This is a genomic window from Streptomyces rishiriensis, assembly GCF_003112535.1.
Taxonomy (GTDB): domain Bacteria; phylum Actinomycetota; class Actinomycetes; order Streptomycetales; family Streptomycetaceae; genus Streptomyces; species Streptomyces rishiriensis.
Map to the genome: position 1 here is coordinate 1 of NZ_BEWA01000045.1, position 17,022 is coordinate 17,022.

The following is a 17,022-nucleotide window of genomic DNA, read 5'->3' on the forward strand; positions in this document are numbered from 1 at the left end:
CACGACCTCCCGCAACCCACCACCCACCAGCGCACACACCGCGTCGAACGCCTCAGCGAACACCGGGAACGACGCATACAACTCACGCCCCATCCCCACCCGCTGCGCACCCTGACCCGAGAACAAGAACGCCGTCCGGCCTTCGCCCACCGTTCCGGTGACGGCGTGGGAGCTGGCCTCGCCTGCCGCCAACGCCGCAAGAGCGGCGAGGAGTTCGTCGCGATCCCGGCCCCAGACGACCGCCCGGTCCTCGAACGCGGTACGCGTCGCGACGAGCGCGGCGCCGACCTCCACGCAGTCGATGTCGGGGGTGGACCGTACGGCGTCCAGCAGCCGGGTGGCTTGTGAGCGCAGGGCGTCGGAGCCGCGTCCGGACAGCACCCACGGCACCACCGGCAGACCCGCACCCGCACCCGCGCCCTCGCCCTCGCCCTCGCCCTCGCCCGCGTCCTCGTGCTCCGCCTCGTCCGCCGGCTCGGCCGGGGCCTGTTCGAGGATGACGTGCGCGTTCGTCCCGGACAGACCGAACGACGACACACCCGCACGCCTCGGACGCCCATCCTCCTGAAGCCACGGCCGCCGCTCCGTCAACAGCCGCACCTCCCCCGCCGACCAGTCCACATGCGACGACGGCTCACCCACATGCAACGTCGCCGGCAACACCCCGTGACGCAACGCCTGCACCATCTTGATCACACCGGCCACACCCGCAGCCGCCTGCGTATGACCCACATTCGACTTCACCGACCCCAACCACAACGGCCGCCCCGCCTCACGACCCTGACCATAGGTCGCCAGCAACGCCTGCGCCTCGATCGGATCACCCAACCGCGTCCCCGTCCCATGCGCCTCCACCACATCCACATCCACCCCCGACAGACCCGCCGACCCCAACGCAGCCCGGATCACCCGCTGCTGCGACGGACCGTTCGGAGCCGTCAACCCGTTCGACGCACCATCCTGATTCACCGCCGAACCACGCACCACCGCCAACACCCGATGCCCCAACCGACGCGCATCAGACAACCGCTCCACCACCAGCACACCCACCCCCTCACCCCACCCCGTACCGTCCGCACCCTCACCGAACGCCCTGCACCGACCATCCGCCGCCAGACCCCCCTGACGACTGAACTCCACAAAAGCACCCGGCGTCGACATCACCGTCACACCACCCGCCAGGGCCAGGTCGCACTCCCCCGACCGCAACGCCTGCCCCGCCAGATGCAACGCCACCAAAGACGACGAACACGCCGTGTCCACCGTCACCGCCGGACCCTCCAGACCCAACACATACGACACCCGCCCCGACACGACGCTCGCCGCGTTGCCCGTGCCGACATACCCCCCGAAGTCACCCTCCGACACACTCAACAACGCCGGATAGTCCTGACCGTTCGTCCCCACGAACACACCCGCACGACTCCCCCGCAACGACCGAGGATCCACCCCCGCCCGCTCCACCGCCTCCCACGACACCTCCAACAACAACCGCTGCTGCGGATCCATCGCCAACGCCTCACGCGGCGACACCCCGAAGAACTCCGCATCGAAACCACCCACACCCGACAGAAAACCACCGCGCGCGGTGTGGCTGGCGTACGGGTTGTCCGGGTCGGGAGCGAAGAGCAGGTCGAGGTCCCAGCCGCGGTCGGTGGGGAAGTCACCGATGCCCTCGCGGCCATCCGCGAGCATCTCCCAGAACTGTTCCGGGGTCTCGGCATCGCCGGGGAAACGGCAGGCCATGCCCACGATCGCCACCGGCTCGTCCACCGCGACGGCGGTGGTCCCGTACGGCGCGGCGGCAGCGGCGGCGTCGTCCCCGAACAGCTCGGCGTGGATGAACGCGGCCAGCGCCTGCGGGGTCGGGTGGTCGAAGACCGCCGTCGTGGGGAGGGTGACCCCCGACACGGAGGCCAGGACGTTGCGCAGCTCCACCGCGATGAGCGAGTCCACGCCCAGGTCGCGGAAGGCCCGCTCCGCACCCACCTGTTCGACGCCGGTGTGTCCGAGTGCCGCCGCGGCCCGGGCGCGGACCTCTGTGACGAGCTCCCGCAGGCGTGCCTCAGGGGCGAGGCCGCGCAGACGCGCCTGGAGTCCGGTCGTGACGGTCTCGGCGGTGACCTGGGATGCGACCGGGGCGCGGTACACCTCTGCGAGGAACGAGCTGGGCCGGACCGCGGTGAAGGCGGCGCCGAAACGGCTCCAGTCGACGTCGGCCACGAAGGCCGCGGCAGTCGCGTCCCCAGCGGCGGCGGCGAGGGCGTCCAGGGCCCGGTCGGGGTCGAGGAGGCCCACACCGCCGCTCAGTTGACGGCCCTCGGCGCCGGCGTCGGCGGCCATGCCGCCGCCTGCCCACGGTCCCCAGGCGATCGAGGTGGCGGGCAGCCCCTCGCTCCTTCGCCGCTCCGCGAGGGCGTCCAACAGGGCGTTGGCGGCCGCGTAGTTGGCCTGTCCGGCGGAGCCGACCGTGCCGGCGAAGGACGAGAAGAGGATGAAGGCGGAGAGTTCGCGGTTCCGGGTCAGCTCGTCCAGGTTGCGTGCCCCGGCGACCTTGGCGGCGAAGACCTTCTTGAAGGCGGCCGGCGTGAGGCCGTCGACGATGCCGTCCTCCAGCACCCCCGCCGTGTGGACGACCGCGTCGACAGGGTGGGCGTCGAGCAGCGCGTGCAGCGCCTCGCGGTCCGTCAGATCCAGTGCCGCGAACGTCACTTCGACGCCGGCGTCGAGCAGCTCGCCGCGCAGGTCCTCGGCGCCCGGCGCGCTCTCCCCGTTGCGGCTGACCAGGACCAGGTGCGCGGCGCCCGCCCGGGCGGCCCACCGGGCCACTCTGGCGCCCAGCGCGCCTGTGCCTCCGGTCACCAGGACCGTGCCGGACGGCTGCCAAGCGGCATCCGGTGCGGGAGTGGCCGCAACCAGGCGGCGGCCCAGGAGTCCGCCGGGGCGGACCGCGGCCTGGTCCTCACGCGGGCCCGCGGCGGTCGCGCCGTCGGCGAGCAGGGCGACCAGCCGGGCGGCCGAACGCCGGTCCAGGGTCACGGGCAGGTCCACGAGACCGCCCCAGCGGTCGGGGTGTTCCAGGGCGACGACGCGCCCCAGACCCCAGACGGCGGCCTGGTCGGGTTCCGGGGCCGGATCGCCGGCCGTGGCGGTGACGGCTTCCCGGGTCAGGGTCCAGAGCGGCGCCCGGACAGCGGCGTCTCCGAGGGCCTGGACGAGCGCCGTGGTCGCGAGAACGCCGTCGGGCACGTCTCCGTTCCCCCCGCGCTCCAGGGCGAGGGTGGAGACGACGCCGGCGACCGGGGCGTCGCCGACGGCCACGGCGATACGGCGCGCCAACTCGGCCCGGCTGTCGCTGTGGTGGTGCTCGACGGCGACCAGTTCCGCACCGGCGTCGTGCAGTGCGCCGGTCAGCGCGCCGTCCCAGCCGTCCGCGCCCGCCGAGGAGACCGGCCTCAGGAACAGCCAGCGCCCGGACAGCCGCGCGCCCTCGGGCAGGCCGGCGACCGTACGCCAGACGACACGGTGGTGCAGGCCGTCGACGGCGACGGCCGAGCCGTCCTCGGCGTAGGAACGCTCCAGCCAGAACCGGTCACGGCGGAAGGCGTAGGTGGGCAGCTCGACCGTCCGCGCCGCCGGGAGGAGCGTGGACCACGTCACCGCCGCGCCGCTCAGATGCAGTCGCGCGAGGGCCGCCACGAAGTGCCGGGACTCCTGACCGTCCTTGCGGAGGACCGGCGCGTACAGCACGTCGTCCGCCGCGTTGTTCTGCGCGAGTGCGGTGAGGGTGGCGTCGGGGCCGATCTCCAGGAACCGGGTCACGCCCTCGGACGCCAGCACACCGATCCCGTCGGCGAAACGCACCGCCTCCCGCACATGCCGCACCCAGTAACCCGCCGACGCCAACTCGCCCTCCACCGCGAGCCGCCCCGACACGTTCGACACCAACGGAACCTGCGCGGAACCGTAGGAGATCCCCTCCGCGACCTCGCGGAAGGCCTCCAGCATCGGCTCCATCAACGGCGAATGGAACGCGTGCGAGACCCGCAGACGAGACACCCGCCGCCCAAGCGCCTTCAACTGACCGACGACCTCGCTCACCGCCGCCTCGACACCCGCGACCACCACCGCCCGCGGACCGTTCACCGCAGCCACCGACACCTCAGCCGCACGGCCCTCCACCAACGGCAGCACCTCACCCTCGGCCGCCTCCACCGCCACCATCACACCGCCCGACGGCAACCCCTGCATCAACCGACCCCGCGCCACCACCAGAGCACACGCATCCTCCAAAGAGAACACACCCGCCACATGCGCAGCAGCGATCTCACCGACCGAATGCCCCATCAGGAAATCGGGACGCACCCCGAACGACTCCACCAGACGGAACAACGCCACCTCGACCGCGAACAACGCAGGCTGCGCCCACTCCGTCCGCTCCAGCAACCCCCCGTCCTCACCGAAGACGACCTCCCGCAACCCACCACCCACCAGCGCACACACCGCGTCGAACGCCTCCGCGAACACCGGGAACGACGCATACAACTCACGCCCCATCCCCACCCGCTGCGCACCCTGCCCCGAGAACAAGAACGCCGTCCGACCACCTCGGGCCGTCCCGGTCGTGGTGTGCGCGTCGGGCTCGCCCGTGGCCAACGCGGAGAGGGCGGCGAGGAGTTCGGCGCGGTCGTGGCCCTGGATCACGGCGCGGGCCTCGAAGGCGGTGCGGGTGGTGGCCAGGGAGGCCGCCAGGTCGTAGAGGTCGGTGTCCGGGCGCTCGGTCAGGTGGGCGGCCAGGCGGCCCGCCTGGCCGCGCAGCGCGGTCTCGTCGCGGGCGGACAGGAGCCACGGCAGGACCGGGAGGGCGGTACGGGGTCCCGGTTCCGGGGCGGTCTCGTCCGCGGCGGGTTCGGGGGCCTGCTCGATGACGGCGTGGGCGTTGGTGCCGGAGACGCCGAACGCCGAGACTCCGACGCGGTGCGGGTGGTCGACGTGCGGCCAGTCGACGGGCCCGGTGAGCAACCGGACGTGACCGGCGCTCCAGTCGACGTGTTGCGAGGGGCGTTCGGCGTGCAGGGTGGGCGGCAGGACGCCGTGCCGTAGTGCGAGGACGGACTTGATGACGCCGACGACGCCTGCGGCGGCCTGGGTGTGGCCGATGTTGGACTTCGCCGAGCCGAGCCACAGCGGCCGGTCGGCGGTACGGCCCTGGCCGTAGGTGGCGAGAAGCGCCTGGGCCTCGATGGGGTCGCCGAGCGAGGTGCCCGTGCCGTGCGCCTCGACGGCGTCGATCTCGGTCGCGGGCAGGCCGGCGTTGGCGAGGGCGGCGAGGATGACGCGCTGCTGGGCCAGGCCGTTGGGGGCGGTGAGGCCGTTGGAGGCGCCGTCCTGGTTGACCGCGCTGCCGCGCAGCACCGCCAGCACCTGATGGCCGTTGCGGCGGGCGTCGGAGAGCCGTTCGAGGACGATCGTTCCGGCGCCCTCGGCCCAGCCCGTCCCGTCCGCGTCGTCGGAGAAGGCCTTGCAGCGGCCGTCGCCGGCCAGGCCGCCCTGCTGCTCGAACTCGATGAAGGCGCCGGGGCTGGACATGACGGTGACACCGCCGACGACGGCGAGAGAGCACTCGTCGGAGCGCAGCGACTGGGCCGCCAGGTGCAGGGCGACGAGGGAGGAGGAGCAGGCGGTGTCGACGGTGACGGCCGGGCCCTCCAGCCCCAGGGTGTAGGCGACGCGGCCGGAGAGGACCGACATGGAGTTGCCGGTGAGCAGATGGCCCCGGGCGTCGTCGGGGACCTCGCGCAGTCCGGAGGTGTAGCCCTGGTCGCTGCAGCCGACGAACACTCCCGAGCGGCTGCCCCGCAAGGTGGCGGGGTCGATGCCGGCGCGCTCGAACGCTTCCCAGACCACTTCGAGCAGCAGACGCTGCTGCGGGTCCATGGCGAGCGCCTCGCGCGGGGAGATGCCGAAGAAGGCGGGGTCGAACCGGTCGGCGTCGTGGAGGAAACCGCCACGGCGACGCCCGGTGGCGGCGTTGTCCGGTCCGGGCGCGGTGGACCAGCCCCGGTCGGCGGGCCAGTCGGTCACCGCGTCGGTCCCGGTGACCAGCAGGTCCCAGAAGTCGTCGGGGGTGCGGACGCCGCCGGGCAGACGGCAGCTCATGCCGACGATGGCGACGGGCTCCTGCTCGCGGGCCTCCAGCTGCCGCAGCCGGCGGCGGGTGTTGTGGAGATCGACGGTGACCCGCTTGAGGTAGTCCCGAAGCTGCGCTTCATTCGTCATGGACGGCCCCCATGCTGATCGATTCTGTGACGGAACGTGTCCCCGCGCGTGGCCGGTGGGCCCTGTGGGCGTCCGGCTGCTGGTGTGCTCCTCGAGCGGTGGGGACAGCATGACCCGGCCCGGGAGCCTTTCTCGGCCCCCGGCCGGGTTCTCTGGGGAAACCCTTGGAAATCACGAGCCCGCCGCCATTCACGCAGGCCGGAGCAATGGCCGGTCGGACGGCCCGGACATGCCGGGGCCCCGAACGGCCGTAGCTCATACGGGGGTTCGGGGCCTCGGTTGCTCAGACGTACGGCGGTGGGGCGCCCCGGGCGAGAACGGTGTACAGGACCGCGAAGGCGTCCTGAAGCGCCGTCAGGGCGTCGGGGATGCGCCAGGCGGCGCGGTCGCGGGGGCCGACGGCGTTGGAGACGGTGCGCAGTTCCAGTAGCGGGACGCCGTGGACGGCGGCGGCCTCGGCGACGCCGAAGCCCTCCATCGCCTCGGCCGCGGCACCGTGGCGTTGCCGTAGGCACTGGGCGCGTTCCGCGGTGCCGGTGACGGTGGAGACGGTCAGGACGGGGGCATGGACGGCGCCGAGGACCCGGGCGACGGCGGCGGACAGGTGGGGTGCGCAGGTGTGCTCGGACACTCCGAAGCCGAGGCAGTCGATGGAGAGGAATCCGTCGGGGGTCTCGCAGCCGAGGTCGGCGGCGATGACGCGGTCGGCGACGACGACGGAGCCGACGTCGGCGACCGGCGCGAAGCCCCCCGCGATGCCTGTCGAGACGACCAGGTGGTACTGGTCACCCCGGACGGCCGCCGCGGTGAGTGCCGCGTCGGTCGCCGCGGCCGCGGCGGCGGGGCCCACTCCCCCTGCCATCAGGTCGGCGACGAGCTGCCGGTGGCGGACGGGCCCCTGCCCCTCCGCCGTGCGGTCGGCCCGCACGGACGAGGCGTCGCCGGTGCAGTTGATCCGGAGCATCTCGCGGCCCGGCAGGGCGCCGCACTCGACCGCCGCAGCAGGGCCCAGACCTCTCGCGGCGGCGTCGCGTTCGGCCTGTACCGCGGTGACGACGAGGAGACGTACGGCGTTCATGACGAGAGCTGGACATGCCCGTGATCGCCTATGACGAGGCGGTGGGTGGCAGGCAGTCCGGGGGCGACGGCGACTTTGACGTTGCGGCCGACGAGGGAGGCCGCCACGCGCCGGATCCGGTCGAAGGACGACTCCCGCAGCACGATCGAGTACTCGATCTCGCTGTGGGAGATACGGCAGTTCTCCGCGACCGACGTGGACGGGCCGACGTACGAGTCGCTGACGACGCTGCCGGCGCCGATGATCACGGGACCGACGATGCGGGAGCGGCGGACCTCGGCGCCCGCCTCGATCCGGACGCGTCCGATGATCTCGCTCTCGTCGTCGACGTAGCCGTTGACGCAGGGCTGGAGGCGTTCGAGGAGGGTGCGGTTGACCTCCAGCATGTCGGTGACGTTGCCGGTGTCCTTCCAGTATCCGGTGATGACCGTGGAGCGGACCTCCATGCCCTGGTCGATCATCCACTGCAGAGCGTCGGTGATCTCCAGCTCGCCCCGGGGGGACGGCTGGATGGCCCGCACCGCTTCGTGCACGGCCGCCGTGAAGAGGTACACGCCGGCGACGGCCAGGTCGCTGCGCGGCTTGCTCGGCTTCTCCTCGAGTGCGAGGACCTTGCCGTCGTCGTCGGTGACCGCCACGCCGAAGGCCGTGGGATTGCTCACCCGGGTGAGCAGCACCTGGGCGTCGCGTGGGTCCTTGCGGAACTCCTCGACGACGTCGGTGATGCCGTCGAGCACGAAGTTGTCACCGAGGTACATGACGAAGTCGTCGTCGCCCAGGAAGGATTCGGCGATGAGCACGGCGTGGGCGAGCCCCAGGGGTTCGCTCTGCGGGATGTAGGTGACGGTCAGGCCGAAGGCGGAGCCGTCACCGACGGCTGCCTGGATTTCCGGGGCGGTGCCGCCGACGATGACACCGACGTCGGTGATGCCGGCGGCGGCGATGGATTCGAGACCGTAGAAGAGGATCGGTTTGTTGGCGACCGGGACCAATTGCTTGCTGGACGTGTGGGTGATCGGTCGCAGTCGTGAACCTGATCCCCCCGCGAGCACGAGAGCCTTCACTGTTCCATCCAGGTGACGGGTGAGAGGTGACGGGTGAGAGGTGGTGGCTGGGAGGTGGCGGCTGGGAGGTGGCGGCCGTTGCGGCCCGGACGCCGTGTCCGGGCCGCAACGGGGCCGATCGGGTCAGGCCTCGTCGAGGTCGCCCTCGAGGAAGGCGCGCAGTTCGTCGTCGGAGACCTCGTCGGCGTCCGGCCCCGGCGCCGACGGCGCGGGGCCGGCGGCGGTCCCGGCCGCCGCGTCGTCGTCGAGCCGGGCCAGCAGACCGCTGAGCCTGCTGCGCAGCCGGTCCTGGACTGCGGCGTCCAGGACCGACGCGGCGAACTGGGCTTCCAGCTCGTCGAGTCGGTCGAGGACCGGGGAGGCGGCCGGCTGCGCCTCGCGGGTGAGGCGTTCCAGGAGGTGCGCGGCGAGCCGTTCCGGCGTCGGGTAGTCGAACATGAGGGTCGCGGGCAGTCGTGCCCCTGCGAGGGCGCCGATGCGGTTGCGCAGCTCGACGGCGGTCAACGAGTTGAACCCGCTGTCCAGGAAGCCTCCTTCCGGGTCGATGGCGTCGGGGCTGTCGTGCCCGATGACCAGGGCCGCCTGAGCGAGTACGGCGTCCAGGACGACGGCGTGCCGGGCGTCCGGGGCGAGCCCGGCGAGACGGGCGCGCAGCTCGCCCTGCGCGGGCGCCGCCGACGCGGCGGCAGCCGGTGCGGCCCGGTGCCGGGTGCGGGCCGGGACGAGGTCGCGCACCAGGTCCGGCACCGACCCGTCGGCGGCGCGCAGCGCGGCCGGGTCGAGGTCGACGGGCGCGTAGTAGGGATCCCCGGAGCGCAGCGCCGCGTCGAGCAGGGCGAGCGCGTGACCGGTCTCCATGGGCCGCAGTCCGCTGCGGGCGATGCGGCGCATGTCCGCTTCGCCGAGCTTGCCGGTCATGCCGCTGCGTTCGGCCCACAGACCCCAGGCGAGGGACTGGACGCGGCGTCCGCCGGCGGCGCGGCGGGCGGCGAAGGCGTCGAGGAAGGCGTTGGCGGCCGAATAGTTGCCCTGGCCGACGCCGCCGAGGGTTCCGGCGATCGAGGAGAACAGGACGAGCGCGGCGCCGGTGTCGCGGGTGAGCTCCTCCAGCAGGACGGTCGCGTCGGCCTTGGCCCGCAGCACCGTGTCGACGCGCTCGGGAGTGAGCGACTGCACGATGCCGTCGTCGAGGACGCCCGCGGTGTGGACGACGGCGCGCAGCGGCCGGTCCGCGGGGACGTCGCCGAGCAGGGCGGTCAGCGCATCGCGATCGGCGACGTCGCAGGCCGCGACGGTGACGTGGGCTCCGTGGCCGCTGAGCTCCTCGTGGAGTTCGGTCATGCCCTCGGCCGCCGGGCCGCGCCGTCCGGCCAGCACCAGGGAGCGCACTCCGTGGGCGGTGACCAGGTGGCGGGCGATCTCCCGTCCCAGGATGCCGCCGGCCCCGGTGACCAGCACGGTGCCGTCCGCGAATGCCCCGTCCGCCGCCTCGGCGGGCGGCGCCGCCTGGGTGAGCCGGGGTGTGAGCGCGGAGCCCTCGCGCAGGGCGATCTCGCTCTCGTCCAGGGCCAGCACGGCCGGCAGCTGTGCCAGGGAGGCCGCGCTGCCGTCGTGGTCGACCAGGGCGAAGCGGCCCGGGTTCTCGGCGCGCGCCGCACGGACCAGCCCCCATACGGCCGCCTGGGCCGGATCGGTGCGGGGCGCGTCCTCGGATCCGGTGGTGACGGCGTGCCGGGTCAGCACCACCAGCCGGGAGGCCGCCAGGCCGTCCTGCGCCAGCCAGTCGGTGAGCAGGCTCAGCGCGTGGGTGGTGGCACGCCGCGTAGCAGCGGTGACGTCGCCGTCCGCGTCGGACCGGGTGTCGGGCATCGCCGCCAGGACCGTCGCGGGCACGGCCGTGGCCGTGGTCGCGTACAGCGCGGCGGGGTCCGGGTGCCGGACGGCGGTGCCGAACGCCGGTGCGTCGGGCAGCAGCACGCTGCCGACGAGATGCTGCGCGCCGACGGGCGCCGTGCCGATGCCGACGGGCGTCCAGCGGACGCGGTGCAGTGCGCCGCGACCCGGAGCGGACGGCAGGGCGCTGGTGTCCACCGGGCGCAGGGTGAGCGCGTCGATGTCGGCGACCCGGCGTCCTTCGCCGTCGAGGATGCCCACCCGGTAGGTGTGCTCGCCGACGGGGGTGAGACGCACGCGCAGCGCGGTGGCGCCGGCGGAGTGCGGGACGACGTCGGAGAAGGTGAACGGCAGGACGGTGCCGGTGCCTGCGGCGGGGGCCAGGGCCACCGTGTGCAGGGCGGCGTCCAGCAGGGCGGGGTGGACGCGGAACCGGTCGGCGCCCTGCAGGTGTTCGCCTTCCTCGGGGGCGATCTCGGCGTACACGTCGTCGCCGTCGCGCCAGGCCGCGCGCAGCCCGCGGAACGCGGGGCCGTAGGCGAAGCCGCCGGCGGCGATGCGGTCGTACAGGCCGCTGACGTCCACCGGAGTGGCGGCCGCCGGCGGCCAGACGGCCGGCAGAGGTGCGGGAGCGACCGCCGACGGCGTGTCGGTGAGGGTGCCGTCGGCGTGCCGCGTCCAGGCGGTACCGGTGGCGGGTCGGGAGTGCACCGAGAGGGCGCGGTCGCCGTTGCCGTCGGGCGCCGCGACGGACACCTGAAGCTGGACGCTGCCGTTCTCCGGGAGCACGAGCGGCGTCTGGAGGGTGAGGTCACCGATCCGGGCGGCCCCGACGTGTCCGCACGCCTCCATGGCGAGGTCGAGGAACGCGGTGCCGGGGAAGAGGATGCGGCCGTCCAGGGCGTGGTCGGCGAGCCAGGGCCTGTCGTTCACGGAGACGGTTCCCGTCAGCACGACGCCGGAGTTGTCGGCGAGGGCGACAGCAGCGGTGAGCAGCTGGTGGTGTACGGGGTCCAGGTCCGTGCGGGTGCTGTCGGAGCCGGTCGCCTCGAGCCAGTAGCGGCGCCGCTGGAAGGGGTAGGTGGGCAGATCGGTGCGGACGGCTCCGGAGGGGGTGAACCAGTTGTCCCAGTCCACGCGGTGGCCGTGGGTGTGCAGCCGGGCGAGGGCGGAGGTCAGCGAGGCGTCTTCTTCCTCGTCGCGCCGCAGCGTCGGCACGAGTGTGGCGACGCCGTCGACGCAGTCTCCGGCGAGCGCGGTCAGCACGCCGCCGGGACCGATCTCGACGTAGGCGGTGACGCCCTGTCCCTCCAGGGTGCGAACGCCTTCGTGGAAGCGGACGGCGTCGCGTACCTGGCTGACCCAGTAGGCGCCGTCCATGGGCTCGTCGGCGGTGACGGGGCGTCCGGTGACCGTGGAGACCACCGGCAGGGCGGGGGCGGCGTGGTCGACGAGCGCGGTGTGTGCGGCGAACTCGTCGAGCATGTCGTCCATGTGGTGGGAGTGGAAAGCGTGACCGACGTGCAGACGGTGCGTCTTGCGGCCCTGGCCGGTCAGTTCGGCCGCCACCGCGGTGACGGCCTCCTCGTCGCCGGACAGGACGGTGGCGAGCGGGCCGTTGACCGCCGCGACGCAGACCCGGCCCTCGTGGGCGGCGAGCAGCGGTGTCACGTCCTCCTCACCGGCCTGGACGGAGATCATGACGCCGCCCGTCGGCAGGTTCCCCATGAGCCTTCCGCGCACGGCGACGAGCCGGCACGCGTCCTCCAGTGTGAGAACCCCCGCGACGTGGGCTGCGGCGATCTCGCCGACCGAGTGGCCGAGCACCGCGTCGGGCCGTACGTCCAGGCTCTCCAGCAGGCGGTACAGGGCGACCTGGACGGCGAAGAGTCCGGCCTGGGTGTAGTCGGTGCGGTCCAGGAAGGCCGCCTCGGGACTGCCCGGTTCGGCGAACAGGACGTCACGCAGGGGCAGTTCGAGATCGGCGTCGAGGTGGGCGCAGGCCTCGTCGAGGGCGTCGGCGAAGACCTCGTGCCGCTCGTAGAGGACCCGTCCGGTGGCGGCCTGCTGACTGCCCTGTCCGGAGAAGAGGAAGGCCACCTTGCCCCCGCGGGCCCGGCCGGTGGCGAGCAGCGGGTGCTCCCGGCCCTCGGCGAGACAGGTGAGCGCGTCGGTGAGTGAGGCGGTGTCGCCGGTGGTGACGGCCGCGCGGTCGTCGTGGTGGGCGCGTGTGGTGGCCAGGGAGAGCGCCAGGTCGGCCGGAGCGCTGTCCGGGCGGGCGGCGATGTGGGCGAGGAGACGGCGGGCCTGGTCGCGCAGGGCGGCGTCGCCGCGGGCCGACAGCAGCCACGGCAGGGTGCGGGCGGCGCGGTCGGCCGGACGGGACTCCACCGGGGCGGATGCCTCGGGTTCCTGGATGATCACGTGTGCGTTGGTGCCGGAGACGCCGAACGACGAGACACCCGCGCGACGCGGGGTGTCACCGCGGGCCCAGTCGCGCTCTTCCTGCAGCAGGCGCACGGCGCCGGACGACCAGTCGATGTGCGGGGACGGCTGCTGGGCGTGCAGGGTGCGCGGCAGGACGCGGTGACGCATGGCCATCACCATCTTGATGATGCCCGCGACGCCGGAAGCGGCCTGTGTGTGGCCGATGTTGGACTTCAGCGCCCCGAGCCACAGCGGCCGCTCCGCAGGCCGGTCCTGACCGTAGACGGCCAGCAGCGCCTGCGCCTCGATGGGGTCGCCGAGGGTGGTTCCGGTGCCGTGCGCCTCCACGGCGTCCACGTCCAGCGGGGAAAGCCCGGCGGAGGCCAGCGCCTGGCGGATGACCCTCTGCTGGGCGGGTCCGCTGGGCGCGGTGAGTCCGTTGGAGGCGCCGTCCTGGTTGACGGCGGTGCCGGCGACGGTGGCGAGCACGGGGTGGCCGTTGCGGCGGGCGTCCGACAGGCGCTCCAGCAGGAGGAGGCCGACGCCCTCGGCCCAGCCCGCGCCGTCGGCCTCGGCGGCGAACGGCTTGCAGCGGCCGTCCGGCGAGAGGGCACGCTGCCTGCTGAACTCGACGAAGGTGTCCGGGTTGGACATCACGGTGACGCCGCCGGCCAGGGCGAGTTCGCACTCCCCGGACCGCAGGGCCTGCACCGCCAGGTGCAGGGCGACCAGGGAGGACGAGCAGGCGGTGTCGACGGTGACGGCCGGTCCTTCCAGGCCGAAGGTGTAGGCGATGCGTCCCGAGGCGACGCTGGCGGCGCTGCCGGTGGCCAGGTAGCCCTCGAGCTCCTCGGGGGCCTTGCGGGCACGGCTGCCGTAGTCGTTGTAGTTGGATCCGACGAAGACGCCCGCGCGGGCGCCGCGGATGCGGTCCGGATCGATCCCGGCGCGTTCGAACGCCTCCCAGGACGTCTCCAGCAGCAGCCGGTGCTGCGGGTCGATGGCCACGGCCTCGCGGGGCGCGATCCCGAAGAACGCGGGGTCGAAGCGGTCGGCGTCGTGCAGGAAGCCGCCGTGCCGGGCGTACGAGTGGCCGATGCGGTCGGGGTCGGGGTCGTAGAGGTTCTCGACGTCCCAGCCGCGGTCGGCGGGGAACGGTGTGATGGCGTCGGCGCCGTCGGCGACCAGTTGCCACAGATCCTCCGGCGAGACGACACCGCCGGGGAAGCGGCAGCTCATGCCGACGATGACGACCGGGTCGTCGTCGACGGCCGCCGTCGGCAGTTCGGGCAGCCGCTCGGCGGCCGCCGCCGTACCGAACAGCTCTGCGTCCAGGTAGGCGGCGAGGGCTCCTGCGGAGGGGTGGTCGAAGGCGAGCGTGACCGGCAGCCGCAGCCCGGTGGCCTCCGCGAAGCGGTTGCGCAGTTCGACGGCGGTGAGCGAGTCGAAGCCGACGTCCCGGAAGGCGCGCCCGTCGGGGACCGCGTCGGGATCGGCATGGCCGAGAACGGCGGAGGCCTGGGCGCGGACCTCGGCTACCAGCGCGGCACGGCGCTCCGCCGGGGCCAGGCCCGCGAGGCGCCCGACGAGCGGCGGTCCGTCGACCGAGTCGGCCTCCTTCTCGCCGCTCTCCGTGGAGAGCGACGCCCGGGCCTCGGGGAGCTCGCGCAGCGCGGCGAACGCGCGGGCGGTGATCAGCTTCCAGTCGACGTCGGCGACGATCAGGAACTCCTCGTCCTGCTCCAGCGCCTTCTGCAGGGAGGCGATGGCCAGTTCGGGGTCCATCGGGGGTACGCCGTCCCGGCGCAGCCGCTCGGCGACCTCCTCCCCGACCATGCCGCCGCCCGCCCAGGTTCCCCAGCCGATGGAGGTGGCGGGCAGTCCCTCCGCCCTGCGGCCGGCGGCCAGGGCGTCCAGGAAGGCGTTGGCCGCGGCGTAGCTGCCCTGTCCGGGACCGCCGAGGGTGCCTGCCATCGACGAGAACAGCACGAACGCGTCGAGGTCGAGATGGCGAGTGGCCGCGTCGAGGGCGAGCGCCGCGTCGACCTTGGGCCGCAGGACGTCATGGGTGCGCTGCGGGGTGAGCGCGTCGATGAGGCCGTCGTCGATGATGCCGGCGGTGTGCACCACTGCCGTGAGGGTGCCGCCGCCGGGCAGGTCGTCGACGAGGCGCCGTACGGCGTCGGCGTCGGCGACGTCGCAGGCGACGACGGTGGCCGTGGTGCCCGACTCGGCGAGCTCGGCGACGAGTTCGTCGGCGCCCGACGCGTCGGGGCCGCGCCGGGAGGCGAGCACGAGGTGTTCGGCGCCGCCGCGTGCGAGCCAGCGGGCGACGTGCCGGCCGAGCCCGCCGGTGCCGCCCGTCACCAGGACGGTGCCGGACGGCTGCCAGCTGCCGTCCGGTCGCGGCCCGTCGCCGGCGCGCACCAGCCGCCGGGCGAAGAGTCCGGAAGCGCGCACCGCGAGGTGGTCCTCCTCGAGCGTTCCGGACAGCGCGCCGATCAGCCGGCGCGCCGCACGGTCGTCGAGCGTGCCGGGCAGGTCGACGAGGCCGCCCCAGCGCTGCGGGTACTCCAGGGCGGCGATGCGGCCGAGACCCCAGGTCATCGCCTGCAGAGGGCTGGTCAGCCGGTCGCTGCGGCGCACGGAGACCGCGCCACGCGTTGCGCACCACACCGGGGCGTCCAGGCGGGCGTCCCCGAGCACCTGGAGCAGAGTCGTGGTCAGGACCAGGCCGGTGGGCAGCACGCCCTCGGCCGACCAGGGGGACTCGTCCAGCGCGAGCAGCGACAGCACTCCACCGACCGCGACGCCGTCGGCCAGCGTGCGCACGAGATCGGCCATGCGGTCACGTTCGGCGTCCGGGCCGCCCACGACGAGGACGCGGGCCCCGGCGGACCTGTCGTCGATCGCCGCGCGCACGTCCCGCACGAGGGGGTCGTCCTCGTATCCGGCCGGTACGACGAGCAGCCAGGTGTTCGCCAGCTCGTGGTTGCGTGCGGGCTGTTCGGTGCGGGGCCGCCATGCGACCCGGTAGCGCCAGCCGTCGAGCGTGGAGTGGTTGAGCCGGTCTCGCCGCCAGGACGACAGGGCGGGCACCACCTCGGCGAGTGAGCGCACGTCGTCGAGGCCGAGGCTGTCCGCCAGGGAATCGAGATCGTGGCTGTCCACGCTGGCCCAGAACCCCTCGTCGAGGAGGTTCACCCCGCCGAACGTCCCGCCGTCGGCAGCGGTCTGCGGGGCGGCCGGCTCCAGCCAGTAGCGGCTGCGCTGGAACGCATACGTCGGCAACTCCACCCGACGCGGCGACAACCCCTCGAACACCGGCGACCAGTCGACCGCCACACCCCGCGCCCACGCCTCACCCAACGACAGATAGAACCGCTCCAGACCACCCTCACCCCGACGCAGCGAACCCACCACCACCGCATCCCCACCCACAGCCTCAACCGTCTCCGCGATCGGAACCGTCAACACCGGATGCGGACTCATCTCCACGAACGCACCATGCCCCTCCCCCACCAAACGCCGCACCACCGGCTCCAACAACACCGTCCGCCGCAGATTCCGGAACCAATAACCCCCATCCGTCACCGCACCCTCCACCCACTCACCCGTCACCGTCGACAAGAACGGCACCGACGGCACCAACGCCGTCACCGAACCCAACGCCGCCGCCAACTCCCCCTCGATCTCCTCCACATGAACCGAATGCGACGCATAATCCACATCGATCCGACGCACCCGCACCCCCACACCCTCAGCGAACTCCACCAACTCATCCAACGCACCCACATCACCCGACACCACCGTCGACGACGGACCGTTCACCGCCGCCACCGACACCCGACCACCCCAACGCCCCACCAACTCCGACACACCACCAGGCCCCTCAGCAGCCAAACCCACCGACACCATCCCCCCACGACCCGCCAACGCCACGATCGCCCGCGACCGCAACACCACCACCCGCGCACCATCCACCACACTCAACGCACCCGCCACCACCGCAGCCGCAATCTCCCCCTGCGAATGACCCACCACCGCAGCCGGCCGCACACCGAACGACTCCCACAACGCAGCCAACGACACCATCACCGCCCACAACACCGGCTGCACCACATCCACCCGATCCAACCCCGGCGCACCCCCCACCCCCCGCACCACATCCACCAACGACCAATCCACCAACCCCTCCAACGCCACACCACACTCAACAAACCGCGCCGCGAACACCTCCGACACATCCAACAACTCCACCGCCATCCCCACCCACTGCGC

4 protein-coding genes are annotated in these 17,022 nt (G+C 73.2%); all 4 read right to left on the reverse strand.

All coding sequences use genetic code 11. The features are described 5' to 3' along the window. The coding region (locus Sri02f_RS40500) for a type I polyketide synthase (RefSeq protein ID WP_159106887.1) at nucleotides 1–6,279 on the reverse strand (6,279 nt) is incomplete at its 3' end. A gap of 283 nt (nucleotides 6,280–6,562) precedes the next feature. After that, nucleotides 6,563–7,357, reverse strand: a complete 795-nt coding sequence (locus Sri02f_RS40505; RefSeq protein WP_109006280.1) for a futalosine hydrolase — start codon at nucleotides 7,355–7,357, stop codon at nucleotides 6,563–6,565. Beyond that, nucleotides 7,354–8,421 (reverse strand): glucose-1-phosphate thymidylyltransferase, encoded by a 1,068-nt coding sequence (locus Sri02f_RS40510; RefSeq protein WP_109006281.1) that lies wholly within the window; start codon nucleotides 8,419–8,421, stop codon nucleotides 7,354–7,356. The genes Sri02f_RS40505 and Sri02f_RS40510 overlap by 4 nt, the downstream gene beginning before the upstream one ends. 123 nt (nucleotides 8,422–8,544) lie before the next feature. After that, the coding region (locus tag Sri02f_RS40515) for an SDR family NAD(P)-dependent oxidoreductase (RefSeq protein ID WP_373865175.1) at nucleotides 8,545–17,022 on the reverse strand (8,478 nt) is incomplete at its 5' end.

What these genes read in the sequence shown, in the direction of transcription:
- Sri02f_RS40505 (WP_109006280.1), bottom strand. Translation starts at nt 7,357, where the DNA reads ATGAACGCCGTACGTCTCCTCGTCGTCACCGCGGTACAGGCCGAACGC.